Source organism: Bradyrhizobium sp. cf659 (assembly GCF_900113725.1).
GTDB lineage: Bacteria > Pseudomonadota > Alphaproteobacteria > Rhizobiales > Xanthobacteraceae > Bradyrhizobium.
Window position 1 is genome coordinate 187,862 of record NZ_FOQJ01000010.1, and the last position, 16,956, is coordinate 204,817.

General features: G+C 65.0%; 13 protein-coding genes and 1 pseudogene. 3 read left to right on the plus strand and 11 right to left on the minus strand.

What is annotated here, in order from left to right:
• Positions 1 to 124: 124 nt before the first annotated feature.
• From gyrB to rpsT, 9 genes and pseudogenes are all read right to left on the minus strand, one after another.
• Complete coding sequence (gyrB, locus tag BM118_RS31305; RefSeq protein ID WP_092190532.1) at positions 125 to 2,560, minus strand: DNA topoisomerase (ATP-hydrolyzing) subunit B; 2,436 nt, start codon at positions 2,558 to 2,560, stop codon at positions 125 to 127.
• A 283-nt stretch (positions 2,561 to 2,843) separates the two neighbouring features.
• Positions 2,844 to 3,584, minus strand: a complete 741-nt coding sequence (locus BM118_RS31310; RefSeq protein WP_092190534.1) for a hypothetical protein — start codon at positions 3,582 to 3,584, stop codon at positions 2,844 to 2,846.
• Positions 3,585 to 3,614: 30 nt separating this feature from the next.
• Positions 3,615 to 5,795, minus strand: coding sequence for a hypothetical protein (locus BM118_RS31315; protein WP_092190536.1), 2,181 nt, complete (start codon positions 5,793 to 5,795; stop codon positions 3,615 to 3,617).
• A gap of 115 nt (positions 5,796 to 5,910) precedes the next feature.
• Positions 5,911 to 6,655 (minus strand): annotated as a pseudogene (locus BM118_RS31320) (hypothetical protein).
• A gap of 91 nt (positions 6,656 to 6,746) precedes the next feature.
• Positions 6,747 to 7,883 carry a DNA replication/repair protein RecF gene (recF, locus tag BM118_RS31325; protein WP_092190538.1) on the minus strand — a complete coding sequence of 379 codons (1,137 nt, stop codon included), beginning with the start codon at positions 7,881 to 7,883 and terminating at the stop codon, positions 6,747 to 6,749.
• 92 nt (positions 7,884 to 7,975) lie between these two features.
• Complete coding sequence (locus BM118_RS31330; RefSeq protein ID WP_092190540.1) at positions 7,976 to 8,341, minus strand: endonuclease domain-containing protein; 366 nt, start codon at positions 8,339 to 8,341, stop codon at positions 7,976 to 7,978.
• A gap of 130 nt (positions 8,342 to 8,471) precedes the next feature.
• A complete protein-coding gene (gene dnaN / locus BM118_RS31335) occupies positions 8,472 to 9,590 on the minus strand; it encodes a DNA polymerase III subunit beta (RefSeq protein WP_011083651.1) in 1,119 nt (372 codons plus the stop codon).
• A gap of 374 nt (positions 9,591 to 9,964) precedes the next feature.
• Positions 9,965 to 11,377, minus strand: coding sequence for a chromosomal replication initiator protein DnaA (gene dnaA / locus BM118_RS31340; RefSeq protein ID WP_092190542.1), 1,413 nt, complete (start codon positions 11,375 to 11,377; stop codon positions 9,965 to 9,967).
• Between the two features lie 1,267 nt (positions 11,378 to 12,644).
• Positions 12,645 to 12,911 (minus strand): 30S ribosomal protein S20, encoded by a 267-nt coding sequence (gene rpsT, locus BM118_RS31350; protein WP_011083654.1) that lies wholly within the window; start codon positions 12,909 to 12,911, stop codon positions 12,645 to 12,647.
• A gap of 362 nt (positions 12,912 to 13,273) precedes the next feature.
• Here rpsT and BM118_RS31355 point away from each other — a divergent pair, with 362 nt between their 5' ends.
• From BM118_RS31355 to BM118_RS31365, 3 genes are all read left to right on the plus strand, one after another.
• A complete protein-coding gene (locus BM118_RS31355; protein ID WP_011083655.1) occupies positions 13,274 to 13,591 on the plus strand; it encodes a hypothetical protein in 318 nt (105 codons plus the stop codon).
• Positions 13,592 to 13,736: 145 nt separating this feature from the next.
• On the plus strand, positions 13,737 to 14,393 hold the full coding sequence (msrA, locus tag BM118_RS31360; protein ID WP_092190544.1) for a peptide-methionine (S)-S-oxide reductase MsrA: 657 nt from the start codon (positions 13,737 to 13,739) through the stop codon (positions 14,391 to 14,393).
• A 208-nt stretch (positions 14,394 to 14,601) separates the two neighbouring features.
• Positions 14,602 to 15,339 (plus strand): polysaccharide biosynthesis/export family protein, encoded by a 738-nt coding sequence (locus BM118_RS31365; protein WP_177234867.1) that lies wholly within the window; start codon positions 14,602 to 14,604, stop codon positions 15,337 to 15,339.
• A 163-nt stretch (positions 15,340 to 15,502) separates the two neighbouring features.
• Here the strand turns inward: BM118_RS31365 and BM118_RS31370 are convergent, their stop codons facing one another.
• Both BM118_RS31370 and BM118_RS31375 read right to left on the minus strand, forming a co-directional pair.
• Positions 15,503 to 15,985, minus strand: a complete 483-nt coding sequence (locus BM118_RS31370) for a hypothetical protein (protein WP_092190548.1) — start codon at positions 15,983 to 15,985, stop codon at positions 15,503 to 15,505.
• A 232-nt stretch (positions 15,986 to 16,217) separates the two neighbouring features.
• Complete coding sequence (locus BM118_RS31375; RefSeq protein WP_092190692.1) at positions 16,218 to 16,889, minus strand: dienelactone hydrolase family protein; 672 nt, start codon at positions 16,887 to 16,889, stop codon at positions 16,218 to 16,220.
• Positions 16,890 to 16,956: the final 67 nt, after the last annotated feature.

Genomic DNA, 16,956 nt, shown 5'->3' on the forward strand with positions numbered 1-16,956 from the left:
GGTTCAGCGGAGCCGTCTCCACCGCGTCATGGCCGGGCTTGTCCCGGCCATCCACAATCTTTCCGCGGCGACGAGGACGTGGATGCCCGGGACGAGCCCGGGCATGACGGCAAAGCCATCGGCCTCAGATATCGATCGTCGCGCTGAGCGAATGTTCCTGGATGAAGTCGCGGCGCGGCTCGACCACGTCGCCCATCAGCTTGGTGAAGATGTCGTCGGCCTCGTCGACCTCCTTGACCTTCACCTGCAACAGCGAGCGCGCCTCGGTGTCGAGCGTGGTCTCCCAGAGCTGCTCCGGGTTCATCTCGCCGAGACCTTTGTAGCGCTGGAGCGAGATGCCCTTGCGGCCGGCCTCGGTCACCGCCTCGAACAGGTCGGACGGGCCGTGGACCATCTGCTCGCTGTCCTTGCGCCGCAGCTTGCCGGAGCGGGCATAGACGTCCTGGAGCTTCGGCGTGTACTCGTCGAGCTTGCGGGCCTCGGCCGAGCCGAGGAAGGCATCGTCGATAACAGCGGCTTCCTTGACGCCGCGCACCGTGCGCTCGAGCAGGAAGCCCTGGCCTTCGACGTATTGCCCGACCCAGCCGCGCTCGACCTCCTCCGCCTGGCTGTCCAGCCGGCTCGCGATGTACTGGGCGGCTGCGGCGGCCTTCTCGGGATCGCCATAGATCGCCTTGTTCAGCACGCCCGTGATGGCTGCCTGCTCGACGACCCTGCGGTTATAGCGGGTGTGCAGGTTGCGCAGGATGCTGCGGACGACGCGGGCGTCCTCGACCAGCGAGCGTAGATCGCGGCCGGTGCGGTCGCCGCCGGTGCCGGGAATGTACACGCAGTCGTCGAGGCCGGCGTCGATCAGATAATCCTCCAGCGCCCGCTCGTCCTTCAGATACTGCTCGGACTTGCCTCTGGAGACCTTATAGAGCGGCGGCTGGGCGATGTAGAGAAAGCCGCCGTCGATGATGTCGCGCATCTGCCGGTAGAAGAAGGTCAGCAGCAGCGTGCGGATGTGGGCGCCGTCGACGTCGGCGTCCGTCATCACGATGATCTTGTGATAGCGCAGCTTCTCGATCGAGAACTCGTCGCTGATGCCGGTGCCGAGCGCGGTGATCAGCGTGCCGATCTGCTCGCTTCCCAGCATCTTGTCGGGACGCACGCGTTCCACGTTGAGGATCTTGCCGCGCAGCGGCAGCACCGCCTGGAATTCGCGGTTGCGGCCCTGCTTGGCGCTGCCGCCTGCCGAGTCACCCTCGACGATGAAGAGTTCGGACTTGGCCGGATCCTTTTCCTGGCAGTCGGCGAGCTTGCCGGGCAGCGAGGAGACCGAGAGCGGGCTCTTGCGCGTCAGCTCGCGCGCCTTTCGCGCGGCTTCGCGGGCGGCCGCGGCCTGGATCACCTTGCCGACGATCATCTTGGCTTCGCTGGGGTGCTCCTCGAACCAGGCCTGGAGCGCCTCGTTGAGCACGTTCTCGACCACGGGACGCACTTCCGAGGACACCAGCTTGTCCTTGGTCTGCGACGAGAACTTCGGATCGGGCACCTTCACCGACAAGACGGCGGTGAGGCCTTCGCGGCAATCGTCGCCGGTCAGCGCGATCTTTTCCTTCTTCGCATTGGCCTCGGCATAGCCGTTGACCTGGCGCGTCAGCGCGCCGCGGAAACCGGCGAGATGGGTGCCGCCGTCGCGTTGTGGGATGTTGTTGGTGAAGCACAGCACGTTCTCGTGGTAGCTGTCGTTCCACCAAAGTGCTGCCTCGACGCCGATGCCGTTGGCTTCCGCGCGCACCATGATCGGCGCCGGCACGATCGCCTTCTTGTTGCGGTCGAGATATTTGACGAATTCCTCGACGCCGCCGGAATAGTGCATCTCCTCGCGCTTCTCGACCGCATGGCGCATGTCGGAGAGGGCGATGTTGACGCCGGAGTTGAGGAAGGCGAGCTCGCGCAGGCGGTGTTCGAGCGTCGCGAAATCATATTCGATGTTTTTGAAGGTCTCGGGCGAGGCCTGGAACGTCACCTCGGTGCCGCGCTTGCCCGGCGCGTCGCCGACCACCACCAGCGGTGCGACCGCATCGCCATGGGCGAACTCGATGTAGTGCTCCTTGTTGTCGCGCCAGATGCGCAGGCCGAGCTTGCTCGACAGCGCATTCACGACGGAGACGCCGACGCCGTGCAGGCCGCCGGAGACCTTGTAGGAGTTCTGGTCGAACTTTCCGCCGGCATGGAGCTGGGTCATGATGACCTCGGCCGCCGAGATGCCTTCACCCTTGTGGATGTCGACGGGAATACCGCGGCCGTCGTCGCGCACGGTGACGGAATTGTCGGCGTTGAGCACGACATCGACGCGCGTGGCGTGACCCGCAAGCGCTTCGTCGATCGCGTTGTCGACGACCTCGTACACCATGTGGTGCAGGCCCGAGCCGTCGTCGGTGTCGCCGATATACATGCCCGGGCGCTTGCGGACGGCATCGAGACCCTTGAGCACGCGGATCGATTCCGCCCCGTAATCGCTCGGATTTGAGGGTTCGTTTTCGGCAGGCGTCTGCCGAGCAGGTTCTGTCATGAGAGGCCTTCGAGATGTCGCCCGAATCAGCCGCACAAAAAGGCGCTGATGTGAGGCTATTTGTGCCATGAAAGACGGATTGCGCCTAGCGCAAAGTATCCTCCGGCAACCCTTTGACTAAATAGGGATTTTCGGCCGGTTTTCAAGGCTCCCGAAGGCCGATTCTGGGCGCTGCAAAAAGCCCGATTCGGAGCCTCTTTTTCACCCCTCAAAGGCGTGGATTTTGCGGGGCGGAGAAGCGGGTTCCCGTGCGCCGTGGCGCCCGGGAACAGGCCACCTGCGTTCAGTAGATCTGATCCGGCTTCTTGTCGCCGTCCAACGTGAGGGACCAAGCCTCGCCTGCCGCCACGGTGATGGTATCGGTGCGCACCCGATAGCCCGACACGAGCAGCGCGTAGGAATAGGTGCCGGGCGGCAGATCCAGCGTTTGTGGATGATTTTCGCCGCCCGCGATCTTGATGGTTTGATCGTTGATCACAAGCGAAGCCACATCGGGCGCAAGATAGCCGAATATCAGCCGCGCTTGTCCTGCTATCGGCAGGAAATTGGCCTTGGCCGCGGCCTCCGTATTCCGCTGCACCAGGCTGACCGCGGTCTCGTCCTTCGCGCGGCCAAGCTTCAGGGTGGCCGGCCCCTTGGGGGAGGCGAAGGCGAGCTGCACATGATCGGCGGCAACCACAGTGCCTTCAGGCTTTTCCTCCCAGCCGCGCTTTGCAAGCTCCGTGCGGTAGAAGGCGAGCACATCGCCGAGCTGGGCCTGCACATGGGCTTCGAGTCCGACCCGCAGCGGGATTTCGATGCCGGTCACATGGGTGGTATTGGAGCTGGAGAAGTTGTGTTGCTTCGGCACCGGCATGTTGGCGTCGGGATCCGCCGGTGTGAGTGCGGCCGAAGTTTGCGGTGATGGATGCGGCATCCATCCGCCGGCGCTTGCGGCGCCCAGGTCGCCCGCGGGAAGAGCGAGGCCGCACAGCAGCAGCAACCACCGTGCCGGACCTCTCATCGCACGCCTTACCGTCGTCATGCTCGCTCTCCGCATCAGCGGCCCGGTGGATCAGTACATCTGCAACGGCAGCACTTCGCCGGTCGGCCCCACCATCAGGCCCCAGGCATCGCCTGCGGCGATGTCGATGGTGTCGTTGCGGGCGGGGCGGCCCGCCATTTTCAGCGAGTACTGATACTTGCCCGGCGGCAAATCGAGTGTGGGCCCCTTCGGCGACTGCGGACCGCCCGCGCCGGCCGCAACCTTGATGGCCTGCTTGTTGATGGTGAGCACGGCTTCCTGGTTGCCCATATTGCCAAGCAGCAGCTTCGCCTGGCCGGGCCTTGGCATGATGTCCGCCTTGGTCGCGGCATCCGGGTTCTTCTGCACCAGCTTGATTGACGTCTCGCTCTTGGCGCGGGCAAGCTTCAACACGGCCGGTCCCTGCGGAGACGTGAAGGCGAGCTGCACACGATCGGCGGCGACGACTGCGCCATCCGGCTTCTCCTGCCAGCCGAGTTTTGCCAGCTCGCTGCGATAGAACGCCAGCACGTCGCTGAGCTCGGCCGGCACGCTGGCTTCGAGCTCGCGGCGGAACGGCACATCGATGCCGGGTAGTTTTGCCGTGCCAAGCGAGGTCGAACTACGCTGCTTCGGCACGGGAAGCGCAGATTCCGGATCCGCTTCCAGCGGGCCGGACGCTTTGGCCTGCGCGCCAGCCGGATCGCTGCTCACCGGGCCGCCCTTGGGGGCAGGCTTGGCCGTGGCCATGACCAGGCCCGATCCGTTGGCGCTGACATTCACTTTCGGGCCCATCTGCATCACGGTCATCGAGATCGACTTGCCGCCCTTCGAGAACTCCATCATCGCCATGTTGGGCTGGTTGATGACGGAGGGCTGCTCCTTCCAGCCTGCGGGCTTCAGCGCGGCGCGATAGAACGCGGTGAGCGCCTTCACGCTCGAGGCCGAGGAGAATTCGAGCCGGCCATCGTCGCCCGCGAATTTCACGCCTTCGGCGTTTTCGGGCAGCGGCACCGGCGTGTTGCTGCCTGCGAGCGCATTCAGCGGCGCGTCGGACAGCGCGGCCGCCTGCACCTTGCGCCTCGCTTCGTCGGCGGCGATGACTTGCCTCGCCGCAGTCTCCGCGTCCTTGAAGAATTTCTCGTCGGCTTCCTTCTTGGCCCTCGCGCGAGCGGCGAGCGCTGCTTCCGTCAACTGCGCGGTCAGGCTGACCATGGTGAAATCATATTTGCGGCCGAGCCGCAGCACGCCGGTTTCCTCCGCCGAGGAGACCTTGATCGCCACCTCGTCGCCGGCGGCGAGCGGCGCATTGCCATTCTCCTGCCAGCCGCGCGCGGCGAGCTCGCGATGGTAGTAGGCGAGCACCGCGGGCAGATCGGCCATCACGGCGGTCGACATTTCGTGCTTGGCGGACGTCGCGCTGCCCAATCCCCTGGCGGTCTTGGTCGGCTTGGGTCGCGGCAGGCCGGCAATGTCATCGTCGGCCTGGAGCTCCTGGGGCAGCACGAACGGCGCCACCCTGATCTCGACATTGGTCCTGCCGTCGTCGCGGCGCGTCAGCGTCAGCATCACCGGCTTCTGGTTGTAGAACTGCGTGGTGTCGCCATCGGGATGCTCGTAGAAGACGCGCACGCCGTTCGGGACGGCCTCGCCGAGGTCCGCGTTCGGCCAGCGCGCGGCCGTCTCCGGTGTGAGCTTCCGCCAGCCGATCGCCGCCATTTCCTTCGTGAAGAAATCCGAGGTCGCATCGAGCGCGCCGGGCGCGATGCAGCCGAGATAGGGCCTCGTGCCGTCGAACACGAGGTCGCTCGCGCCTTCGGGAAACGGCACATTCGAATAGATCCGGTCGGTCGTGTAGTAGACCACGGACTGGTCGGGCCGGCCGAGCGCCTGCGTGAAATGAACGGAAAGGCCCTGCCGCCCCTTCTTGAATTTCAGCGTGGTGCTCTTCTCCTCCAGCGGCAGCACGTAGGGCACCCATCCGTCGGCGTTCAGAAGCTTTCGGACCGCCGGCGACGTCACCGCTTCCGGCGTCGGCATGCGATATTCGACGCGGTAGGGATCGGGGCGCGAGGTGTCTTCCACCGCACCCTCGAGCTGCGGCAGCGCATGGACGTCGACGATACCCCCGTCGGCGCCGGCCGCGATCGAGCCGCTCGCCATCAGGAACAGGCCGCACGCAAGCAGCCGCCAGCGTGCCGGGACCTGCGTCCCGCGCTTGATCATCGACATCGCAAAAACTCCTGGATTACGCGCGGGTCTTCATCCCCAGCGCAATGGCAGGCTGCGACATCGTCGGCGCGGCCTCAGACGACTAGTCGCGGCAGGAACCCGTGAGGTTCAAAGCTCAATAGAGCAGGAGCGGCGACCATAGCTCGCCGTCGCGTCCGACCGTGAGTTCCCAGGTATCGCCGGCCGCGAAGTTGAGGACTTTCGTGGTGACTGGATGGCCAGGCACGCTCACCTCGTAGGAATATTTGCCGGGCTGCAGATCCAGCGACACCGCACGGGTGCCGGCGGCGCGCTTGATGGTCTGGTCGTTGATGGTGAGCGTGGCTTCCGTCTCGCTGATATTGGAGAACACCAGCATGGCCTGGCCGGGCTCGGGCATGACCTTCGCGTTGGCCGCAACGGATGCGTTCTTCTGCACGAGGTTGACCGTGGTGCTGCTGTCCTTGCGGTCGAGCGCCAGCATGCCGGGTCCAACCGGGGAGACGAAGGCGAGCTGGACGTGATCGGCGGAGACCACCGCGCCATCGGGCTGCTCCTGCCAGCCGAGCTTTCCGAGCTCGGTGCGGTAGAAGGCGAGGACGTTGCCGAGCTCGGCGGGCAGGGTGGCCTCCAACCTGGTGCGGAGCGGCGTCTCAACGCCCTGGACGATGGTGGTGTGGATTCCCCCTGTAGCTGTAGCGGGTCGGCGCGGGCAGCTTGGAATCGGGATCCGGTGTCAGCTCGGCGGAAAACAGCGCCGACAGATGTGGCACCCAGGCGCTGGCGCTCGCCGCGAGCATACAGCTCGCGAGGAAGACGAGGCCGCACGCAAAGGCCCACCATCGTGCCGGGATTAGCGCCCCGGGCCCTACCGTCCGCATCTCACTCTCCAGGGATGTCGCACGTCACGTCATCGCGCGACTGCAGACAGCTAGTCGCGGCGAGAACCGGGCCGGTTCAATGGTGAGGGGCTCACCGCCGGGCGGAGACGCGTCCGCTCTCGACGTCAAAGACCTCGCCGCCGCTGCCGATCTCGGCGAAGGCGGCCGGGTCCGCGCCGGTCAGCCAGACCTGCGCGCCGAGCTTCTTCAACTCCTCGAACAGCGCGGCGCGGCGGTTCGGATCGAGATGGGCGACGACCTCGTCGAGCAGCAGCAGCGGCACGATGCCGGTCATCTCGGCGACCAGCGTCGCGTGCGCCAGCACGAGGCCGATCAGCAGCGCCTTCTGCTCGCCGGTCGAGGCATCGCGCGCCGGCATGCCTTTCGGCGCGTAGATGACCTGGAGATCGGTCAGATGCGGGCCGTCGGTGGTACGGCCGGCGATGGCGTCACGCGGACGGTTGTCGCGCAGGATCTGGCGGTAGCGATCCTCGACCGACGTCGCGGTCTCCTGCAGCAGCGCGTTCTCCATCCAGCCGTCGAGCGCGATCTGCGCCGACGGGAAGGCGGAGGCCTGCGCGCGCGCATTGAGCATGCCGGTCAGCCTTGCGGCGGTCTGGCCGCGCGTCGCCGCGACCGCGACCGCAAGCTCGGCGGTCTCGCGCTCGATCGCGTCACACCAATGGTCGTCGTAATTGCGCGTCTCGAGCAGGCGGTTGCGCGAGCGCAGGGAGCGTTCGAGTGCGGAGATGCGGCTGGAATGCTCGCTGTCGATCGCCAGCACCAGGCGGTCGAAGAAGCGCCGTCGCTCGGAGGCCGCGCCCATGAACAGCCCGTCCATCGCCGGCGTCAGCCACACCATGCGGATGTGGTCGCCGAAGGCGTTCGCCGAATTGACCGGCTCGCGGTCGATGCGGCAGCGCCGGCTCACCGTGCTATCTGCCCGCGGTGCGTCGATGCCGGTGCCGAGCGTGGCGAGGCCCAATGCGCCCTCGACCTGCGCCGACACCGCCCAGGAGCCGTCGCCCTGGTTGTCGGCAACGTCCTCCAGCGTCGCACGCCGCAAGCCGCGTCCCGGCGACAGGAACGAGATCGCCTCGATGCAATTGGTCTTGCCCGCCCCGTTCGGCCCGACCAGCGCCACCATGTCAGCCGCCGTCTCGAGCCCCGCCGCCCGATAATTGCGAAAATGCGTCAGCGTCAGGCGATGAATGCGGGAAGGGGTCATGTTGTCTTCGTCATTGCCGGGCAGTGCCTTTCCCTCCCCCCTTGTGGGGGAGGGTGGCGCCTCACGCAGTGAGGCGACGGGTGAGGGGTATCTTACCGCCCGGCAAGCTTTGCAAGGATATCCTCCAATACAGAAGCGGGCTGCTGTAGCACGTCATTGTTCCAGTAACGCGCTATCGAGAAACCTTCCGCGGAAAGTGCGGCGTCACGAGCTGCGTCGCGCTGCGATTCCGCGTGCTGACTGCCGTCGATCTCGATCACAAGGCGCTTCTCGAAACAGACGAAGTCCAGAATGTAGTTCTTGAAGGGGACTTGCCGACGAAATTTGTAGGTAGATAGTCGACGCTCCCTGAGCAGCCGCCACATTGCCGCTTCCGCATCAGTCGGCTCGCGCCGCATATTCTTCGCAAACTCGCGGAGATGCTTGGGGACCGGCCGATGGGACGGCTCTTGCGGCACTAACCCCTCACCCGACTGCGGCTGTGGCCGATGGCGGAGTAGCCCTCTCCCACAAGGGGAGAGGGCGCAGCAACGCGCATCGCACCTGGACTACGGGAGATTGCTCGGCATCGACGCGGCGCCACCGCCCTCACACCCGCATCGGCATCAGCACGTACAGCGCGCTCTTGTCGTCGCGGTCCTGGACCAGGGTGGGCGAGCCGGGGTCGGCGAGCCTGAGGGTCGCGACCTCGCCTTCGATCTGGGCGGCGATGTCGAGCAGGTAGCGGGAGTTGAAGCCGATATCGAGGGCGTCGGAGGCGTATTCCACTTCGAGCTCTTCGGTCGCGCTGCCGGAATCCGGATTGGTCACCGACAGCACCAGCTTGCCGGGCGACAGCGACAGCTTCACCGCGCGGCCGCGCTCGCTCGAGATCGTGGAGACGCGGTCGACCGCGTTCTCGAAATCCTTCTTGTCGACGACGAGCTCCTTGTCGTTGCCCTGCGGGATGACGCGGCCGTAGTCGGGGAAGGTGCCGTCGATCAGTTTCGAGGTCAGCACGACGTTCCCGATCGTGAAGCGGATCTTGGCCTGCGACAGCTCGATCGTCATCTCGGCTTCGGTGTCCTCGATCAGGCGCTGCACCTCACCGACCGTCTTGCGCGGCACGATGACGCCGGGCATGCCGTCCGCGCCCTTGGGCTGGACCAGGTCGAGCTGGGCGAGGCGGTGGCCGTCGGTGGCGACGCCGCGCAGGGTGGCGGCCTTGGCGGTACCGGCGGCATGCAGATAGATGCCGTTGAGATAATAGCGCGTCTCCTCGGTCGAGATCGCGAACTGGGTGCGGTCGATCAGCCGCTTGACGTCCTTGGCGGCGAGCGAGAACGAATGCGACATGTCGCCGGCGGCCAGATCCGGGAAATCATTCTCCGGCAGCGTCTGGAGCGTGAAGCGCGAGCGGCCGGCGCGGATCGCCAGCACGGCGCGGTCGCCGTCGGCCTCGAGCACGATCTGGGAGCCGTCCGGCAGCTTGCGCACGATGTCGTAGAACATGTGCGCCGGCACGGTGGTGGAGCCGGCGGTCGCGGTTTCCGCGGGCAGCGTTTCCGTCACCTCGAGGTCGAGGTCGGTCGCCTTCAGCGACAATTTCGCGTTCTCGGCCCGGACCAGCACGTTGCCGAGGATCGGAATCGTGTTGCGGCGCTCGACCACGCGGTGGACATGGCCCAGCGATTTCAGGAGTTGCGCGCGTTCGACCGTAACCTTCATTGCACTACTCGCCCGATCCCCAAGATGAAAAAGCCCGGCGGCCGGAAAGCGCGCCGCGGCACCGAAGACCCCGACAGGCCGGGGTCTCCAGCCGATATGACCAAAGCCGTCAGGGTCGCGCAAGGTGGCGCGGATGGCCCCCGGATTCAAGGGATCGGGGGCCAGTTCCCCACGATTTACCGGCAAAAACACCACCGTTGCCCAGGCACGGGTGCGCTCCCTCGCCCCGCTTGCGGGGAGAGGGTTGGGGTGAGGGGGAGTCTCCACGGGAACGGTGAGAGTTGGGTGCGCGGAGACTCCCCCTCACCCGAATTCGATCTGCGATCGAATTCGACCTCTCCCCGCAAGCGGGGAGAGGTGAAAGAAATAGGCGTTTATTCCTGAAGCTGGCGCTTCAGCGACTCGACTTCCTCCGACAGCGCGGTGTCCTTGGAGACCAGCGCCTCGATCTTGCGCACGGCGTGCAGCACCGTGGTGTGGTCGCGTCCGCCGAAGCGGCGGCCGATTTCGGGCAGCGAGCGCAGGGTCAGCGTCTTGGCGAGGTACATCGCCACCTGGCGCGGGCGGACCACGTTGGCGGTGCGGCGCGAGGACAAGAGGTCGGAACGGCTGACATTATACTGCCGCGCCACCACGCGCTGGATGTCCTCGATCTTGATCCGCTTCGGCTCCTGCGGCCGGACCAGGTCGCGCACCTCGCGCTCGGCCATCTCCAGCGTCACCGGCTGGTTGTTGAGCTTGGAATGCGCCAGCAGCCGGTTGATCGCGCCTTCGAGGTCGCGGCCGTTATGGGTGATGGTGCGGGCGAGATAATGCAGCACCTCCTCCGGCACGTCGAACGTCGCATGATGGGCGCGGGCGGCGGCGACGCGCGACTTGAGGATGCCGTGGCGCAGCTCCTCGCCGAGCGAGGCCATCTCGACCACGAGGCCGCCGGCCAGCCGCGAGCGCACGCGGTCATCGAGGCTTTCGAGATCGGACGGCGGACGGTCGGCCGCGATCACGACCTGGCGGCCGGCGTCGATCAGCGCGTTCAGCGTGTGACAGAACTCGGCCTGCGTCGACTTGCCCTGCAGGAACTGGAGATCGTCGATCACCAGCACGTCGATGCCGCGCAGCGCTTCCTTGAAGGCGAGCGCCGTCTGCGTCTTCAGCGCGGCGACGAAGCCGTACATGAATTTTTCGGCCGTGAGATACAGCACCTTGCGCTCGTTGCCGGAATTGCCGGCCCAGGTCACCGCCTGAAGCAGATGCGTCTTGCCGAGGCCGACGCCGGCATGGATGTAGAGCGGGTTGAACATGACGGGATCGCCGCGGCGTCCCTCGGCGACCTGGCGCGCAGCCGCATGGGCCAGCGTGTTGGAGCGGCCGACGACGAAGCTCGCAAAGGTCAGGCGCGGATCGAGCGGCGAGCCGCCGAGCGCGTCATGATTGGCCGAGACCGGCGCGGTCGCGGTCGAACGCAGCTCCGGCGCGGGCGCACGGCGTGTTTCGACCACCACTGGGGCTTCCTTCGGATGCGCGACCGGGCGCACCGCGGTGCGAACGGTGAGATCGATGCGATGCACTTCCGGCATCTCGGCCTGCCAGCACGACAGCACGCGTTCGGCATAATGGGCCTGGATCCAGCTCTTCAGAAAGCGCGTGGGAACCGAGAGCCGCACGCTCTCATCCTGCACGCCTTCGAGATCCATGCGCGCAAACCAGCTCGTATAGACGTCTTCGCCGACGCTCGTGCGCAGCCGACCCTTCACGCGTGACCAGCGATCCTGTTCCGATGTGTTCATCGTCAAAACTTCTCTTGAGAGATATAGTTGCGTTGTGAGCGCCATGCAGGGTTCCTGCCATAGGGTTCCTGGCATGGCGCGACCTCAAAGCGAGTCCATCGTCAGGCATGGCTCAACCGTTCGGCGAGAACGCCGCGTCCGATCAGCGATGTCAGAGATGGAGGGGTCGCGAGGTCAGCGCGTACTCGGCGCTCCGTCACACGCGGGAGGCTGGATGTCCGACGGATTTAGAACGGCATCGTTGGAGTGGGAAACTTGTTTCAATACCGCGTTCTGTCCGTAAGACATGATACCTCCCCGTCCTGCCGTGATTGCTCACGGCAAGGTCCTGCGTGTCCTGAAGACACCTGCGGCTAAAGTCGCCGATGTCCTGCCCGTCTGCACTGTTCGTTCGCCCGGCTTCGCCAATCACGCCTGTCGGGGTAGCTCAAGATGTCTCTCGTTTGCGCTTGGATCCCGCTTGGAGACATTCAGACAAAGAGCTACCATTCCCATGTTGCTATGGGTTTTGAACCGACAATCGCTTGTTGAAGCGTCGCCAACGTGCACACCGCCGCCGATTTGCACGCTCGCCCCGTTTCCAAAACCGCGCTGGTCTCAAGATCGTGGGCGCCGCGAACGACTTAAGGAATACACTAAGCGGAAAGACTCGCAACGAAATTGATTCACACTTGAGGCATCAAAAAACTTGACCAGCGTTAACGCCGCGCGCGACTTGTGCACAGGCTCGTGAGCAAGTTTTTGGATTCGTGCACAGAATCGAAAATGCACCGCGTCATGTGACAAATCCCCGTCACCGCCAAAAATTTTTTACAAAAGCGTCACGCGCACGACGTGCAAACGAATTTTCCAAATGCTTGTGATCGCTATGTCGATAAGTGATTAGCGAGACATCGTTTTTTGAGTCTCGTTTCACAGGGTAACTCCACCGTGAGATGTGTTCCGGTGAAACTACGGTGTGCAGAACTTGGCGCGCGTGCAGATGCGAGTTAGCCCTGCCTCGCAAGGGTTTTTCGCACTGCACTGAAAGTTTCCGCTGTTGCAATATCACCCGCAAACAAGGCTGCAGGTAAAGTCACGGAAGGCATCATAGTGCGGAGATGCAAATCTTCCAATCGAAGACTGGCCGGCGCGTGACTGCTTGCGTGAATATGACAGGCAACAAAAAGCCCGGCGCGAGGCCGGGCTGATTGACGAGCGCGATGTCGAGCGGATCAACCGATCGGATGATTGCAACCAGATCGCTTGGCGAACCTGGCTCGCGAACTTACTTGGCGAGCTTGGCGATCTGCGCGGTGAGCCGCGAGACTTTGCGGCTGGCATTGTTCTTGTGAATGATGTTGCGCTGGGCGGCGCGCATCAAGGCGGGCTCGGCATTCGCCAGCGCCTTCACGGCGGCGGCGCGGTCGCCGGTCTTGATGGCTTCCTCGACGTTGCGCACGGCGCCGCGCATCTGGGTGCGGCGCGACTTGTTGACGGCGGTGCGGCGGGCGATCTTGCGCGTCGCTTTCTTGGCGGAGGTGGTATTGGCCATGGTCTCAATGTCCTTTGCGGGTACCGGTCGCGTCTTGGTCGGGTAGCGCCGGCTTGCTTGACCGCGTAATCGACGCTCGGATTTAGGGTGTTCGGTTCAAGGCTGTTCCGGGAACACGAGGCCTCAAAGAGCCTGCAACTGCTCAAAGAACAGCGGCGGCAGGATTGCGCCCGCCGCCAGTTGGCGCCCTTATAGAGAGGGTCTTTGGCACCGTCAACGCTTTCAAGGCCTGGAAAACCGGCCCCGGACGGCCTGGATGGGTGCCGTAACGCCCTGAAGAGGTTGAATTTCTGCCGCCTTGCGGCTATTGGCTGGCGGCGTTTCTTTAGGTCCGCCGATCGGACGACCATATAAGGTGAGGCATGATCCGCGGCTTTTTCCGACTGATTGGGCTGTTGCTGCTCGCCGGCGGGTTCATTTTCATGGTCTATGACGGCGCCCGCTGGGTGGCCGATCAGACCCTCAAATTCACCCGGTTCGGCCAGTTCTGGAACGACATCAATCAGGCCAGCCAGTCGGCGTTCCGGACCTGGGTCGAGGCCAAGGCGCCCTGGCTCTGGACCTCGGTGATCCGCCTCGTGCTGGATCAGCCGGTGTTCGCCGTCCTCGGCATCCTCGGCATCCTGCTGATGATCCTGTTCCGGCCGCGCAAGCCGCTGATCGGCTATTCGCGGGACTGAACGCCGCACATCAGGGCGCCGTAACAAGGCTGCCCCTTCGCGCGTAAATGCCTATATTCCCACCTGATCGCGAGCACGCCGCCTGAGCGCCTGGCTTTTCGAGTCGGCTCACGCGACGGACAGCTCGTTCTTCGGAGATCCGCCCATGCTGTTCATGCGCAAGACCACCGCATTGCCGAGCGCAACTGAGGCGCTGCCGGGCCGTGCGCAGGCCATCCCGACCGCGACCACCCATTTCGTCAACGGCAGCAAGTTGCAGTCGCCTTATCCCGCCGGCCTCGAGCAGGCGGTGTTCGGGCTCGGCTGCTTCTGGGGCGCCGAGCGCAAGTTCTGGGAGCTTGGCGATGGCGTTTACACCACCGCCGTCGGCTATGCCGGCGGCCACACGCCGAACCCGACCTACGAGGAGACCTGCTCGGGACGCACCGGCCACACCGAAGTGGTGCTGGTCGTGTTCGATCCGAGGAAGATTTCCTACGAGAAGCTCTTGAAGACGTTCTGGGAGAGCCACAACCCGACGCAGGGCATGCGCCAGGGCAACGACGTCGGCACGCAGTACCGAAGCGCGATCTACACTTACTCGGATGCGCAGAAGAAAGCGGCCGACGAGTCGAAGGCGCTCTATCAGAAGGCGCTCGCAGCCAAGGGCCTCGGTGCCATCACCACCGAGATCGCGCCCGCCGGCGCATTCTATTTCGCCGAGGACTACCATCAGCAATATCTGGCAAAGAATCCCGCCGGCTATTGCGGCCTCGGCGGCACCGGCGTGTCCTGCCCGATCGGCGTCGGCGTGAGTGCGTAGGCGAGCACAGACTCGTCATGGCCGGGCTCGTCCCGGCCATCCACGTTCTTCGTGCCGCAAGAGAAGATCGTGGATGCCCGGGACGAGCCCGGGCATGACGGAGGGTGCGGTTACGCGTGCGCATCGTCGCGCCCCAGCCCCCGCTCAACGCTTTATTAACCATACCCGGTGCATCACTGGAGCCGTCTCGTTTCGAGGGATAGGTCCGGTGCCGGTTGCACGCGCGTTTCGATGGTCGATCTTGGCAGCGTCCCTGGCAGCGTCCGCCGCGCTTGCCCTTGGCGGCTGCATGCAGACCGCCGGCCCCGTCGCGGTGATGCAGCCGCGCGCCGATCTCGATTCCATGGCCTATGGCCAGCCCACTAGCGCGCCGCAGCCGGTCGTCGTCGTCGCCGACGGTGGCGGCGCCGTCGGCGCGCTGCGCAATTCCTTTGCCTCCGCGCCCGCGCCGATGCCGGTCGGCTACGCCGCGCCGGCCCGCTACGACGCCTCCTACCATCTCGATGCCGGCGACAAGCTGCGCGTCGTGGTCTACGGCCAGGAAGGTCTCACCAACAGCTACGCGATCGACGCCGGCGGCTCCATCACCATGCCGCTGATCGGCGCGGTGCCGGCGCGCGGCCGCTCCACGGCGGGTCTCGCCGGCGAAATCGCCGCGCGCCTGCGCAACGGCTACATCCGCGAGCCCTCGGTCGCCGTCGAGATCGAGGCCTATCGCCCGTTCTTCATCCTCGGCGAAGTCACAGCGCCCGGCCAATATCCTTACGTGCCGAACATGACGGTCGAAAGCGCCGTCGCTATCGCCGGCGGCTTCTCGCCCCGCGCCAAGCGCGACGTCGTCACCGTGACGCACACCGAAGCCGGCGGCGCCATGCGCGCCGTGGTTCCGCTCGGCACGCCGTTAGCACCGGGCGACACCGTGTTCGTCGGCGAGCGCTGGTTCTAGCTTTCTCGTCATTCCGGGGCGCGCGTAGCGCGAACTATGATGCGCAATTGCGCATCAGAGAATCCATTCCGCCACCATTTTCGGCGCACGATGGATTCCGGGCCTGCACCGCTGCGCGGCGCATCCCGGAATGACAGGGAAGATGATGTCGGCGACTCGCGATCTACCGCCTGAAATCAAGCCGCCCGTTCGGAAAACATCCGTCGATGCGTGCCGCATCGACCACGCGCCCGACCCATGGCCGCGTGATCGCAGGATTGGTCAGGTTGATGTACTTGCCGACGAGGCGGCCGGCGTCCTCGCGCGCAGCGTCGATCAGTCCGTGCCGGCGGCCATTGTCCCAGTCGAAGCGCAGATAGACCCGATCGCCCACGACGCGAATTTCCGCGCGGCCCTGCTTCCATGTCTCTGGCGTATCGCCCGCAATGGTCGGGTCGGCGCCGCCGTTCCACCGACTGGCCCAGATGCTCTCGAGTGGGTCGAATGACGTTGGAATGGACGCCCAATGCCCCGCATTGCCGTCGGCGCCATCACCGGCCAGCGTGGCGGTCGCGGCATAGTCCATCACTTCTGAATCGTCCGGACCCGGGACGTCCATCGTGCCGAAGGGATTGCGGATGACGAGATTCGTATCGGCGTGCTGCATGACGTTTCTCCCGGGGTGTGTTGGCTTGATTGGCCAACCCTACGGCCGGGGGGCAGGTCGCGCCCACCCGATTCCCGCTCTCCTCCCGTCATTCCAGGGCGCGACAACGTCGCGAGCTCTGATGCGCAATTGCGCATCAGAGAATCCATTTCTTCACCAACTCTGACGCACGATGGATTCCGGGCCTGCGCCTGCCGGCGCATCCCGGAATGACGGCGGTGACGATGAAGCGCTATTTCAAATGCTTCGCGAAAAACGCCATGCTGCGTGGCCAGGCGATGTCGGCGCTCGCCTTGTTGTAGCTCGCGCGCTCATCGCAATGGAAGCCGTGCTGGGCGCCCGGATAGATGAAGACCTCGACATCCGGCCGTTTCGCCTTGATGGTCTCGACGTCGGTCAGGGGGATGCCGGCATCCTTCTCGCCGAAATGCAGTTGCGTCGGCGCCTTCGGCGTCTCCTCGGCAAAGCGCACGACCGCGCCGCCATAATAGCCGATCGCGGCCTTCAGGCCGCTCAATCGCGTCGCCGCGACGAAGGCGACACTGCCGCCCAGACAAAAGCCGATGATGCCGACCGGGCCGACGCTTCTGACCGCATCGATCGCGGCCTGGGTGTCGCGCAGCATCGCGGCCCAGTCGGGATTGGCCACGAATTTGCGCGCTTCGGCGATCTCGTCGGGCGTGTAGCCCGACTGGAAGTTCGGCGAGGTGCGGTCGAAGATCGACGGCGCGATCGCGACATAGCCTTCCCCGGCAAGCCGATCGCAGACCGAGCGGATGTGATGATTGACCCCGAAAATTTCCTGGATCACCACCACCGCGCCCCTGGGACTGCCTGCGGGATCAGCGCGATAGGCGCCGAGCTGGAAATTATCGGAAGCCGTCAGCTTGATGTCTTGTCCCACGCGGGTTGTCCTTCTTGGTTGGTCGTTTGATTGAGAATTCTGCTCGCTCCAAAAACTCGTCATGCCC

What these genes read in the sequence shown, in the direction of transcription:
- gyrB (WP_092190532.1), bottom strand. Translation starts at nt 2,560, where the DNA reads ATGACAGAACCTGCTCGGCAGACGCCTGCCGAAAACGAACCCTCAAAT.
- BM118_RS31310 (WP_092190534.1), bottom strand. Translation starts at nt 3,584, where the DNA reads ATGACGACGGTAAGGCGTGCGATGAGAGGTCCGGCACGGTGGTTGCTG.
- BM118_RS31315 (WP_092190536.1), bottom strand. Translation starts at nt 5,795, where the DNA reads ATGTCGATGATCAAGCGCGGGACGCAGGTCCCGGCACGCTGGCGGCTG.
- recF (WP_092190538.1), bottom strand. Translation starts at nt 7,883, where the DNA reads ATGACCCCTTCCCGCATTCATCGCCTGACGCTGACGCATTTTCGCAAT.
- dnaN (WP_011083651.1), bottom strand. Translation starts at nt 9,590, where the DNA reads ATGAAGGTTACGGTCGAACGCGCGCAACTCCTGAAATCGCTGGGCCAT.
- dnaA (WP_092190542.1), bottom strand. Translation starts at nt 11,377, where the DNA reads ATGAACACATCGGAACAGGATCGCTGGTCACGCGTGAAGGGTCGGCTG.
- rpsT (WP_011083654.1), bottom strand. Translation starts at nt 12,911, where the DNA reads ATGGCCAATACCACCTCCGCCAAGAAAGCGACGCGCAAGATCGCCCGC.
- BM118_RS31355 (WP_011083655.1), top strand. Translation starts at nt 13,274, where the DNA reads ATGATCCGCGGCTTTTTCCGACTGATTGGGCTGTTGCTGCTCGCCGGC.
- msrA (WP_092190544.1), top strand. Translation starts at nt 13,737, where the DNA reads ATGCTGTTCATGCGCAAGACCACCGCATTGCCGAGCGCAACTGAGGCG.
- BM118_RS31370 (WP_092190548.1), bottom strand. Translation starts at nt 15,985, where the DNA reads ATGCAGCACGCCGATACGAATCTCGTCATCCGCAATCCCTTCGGCACG.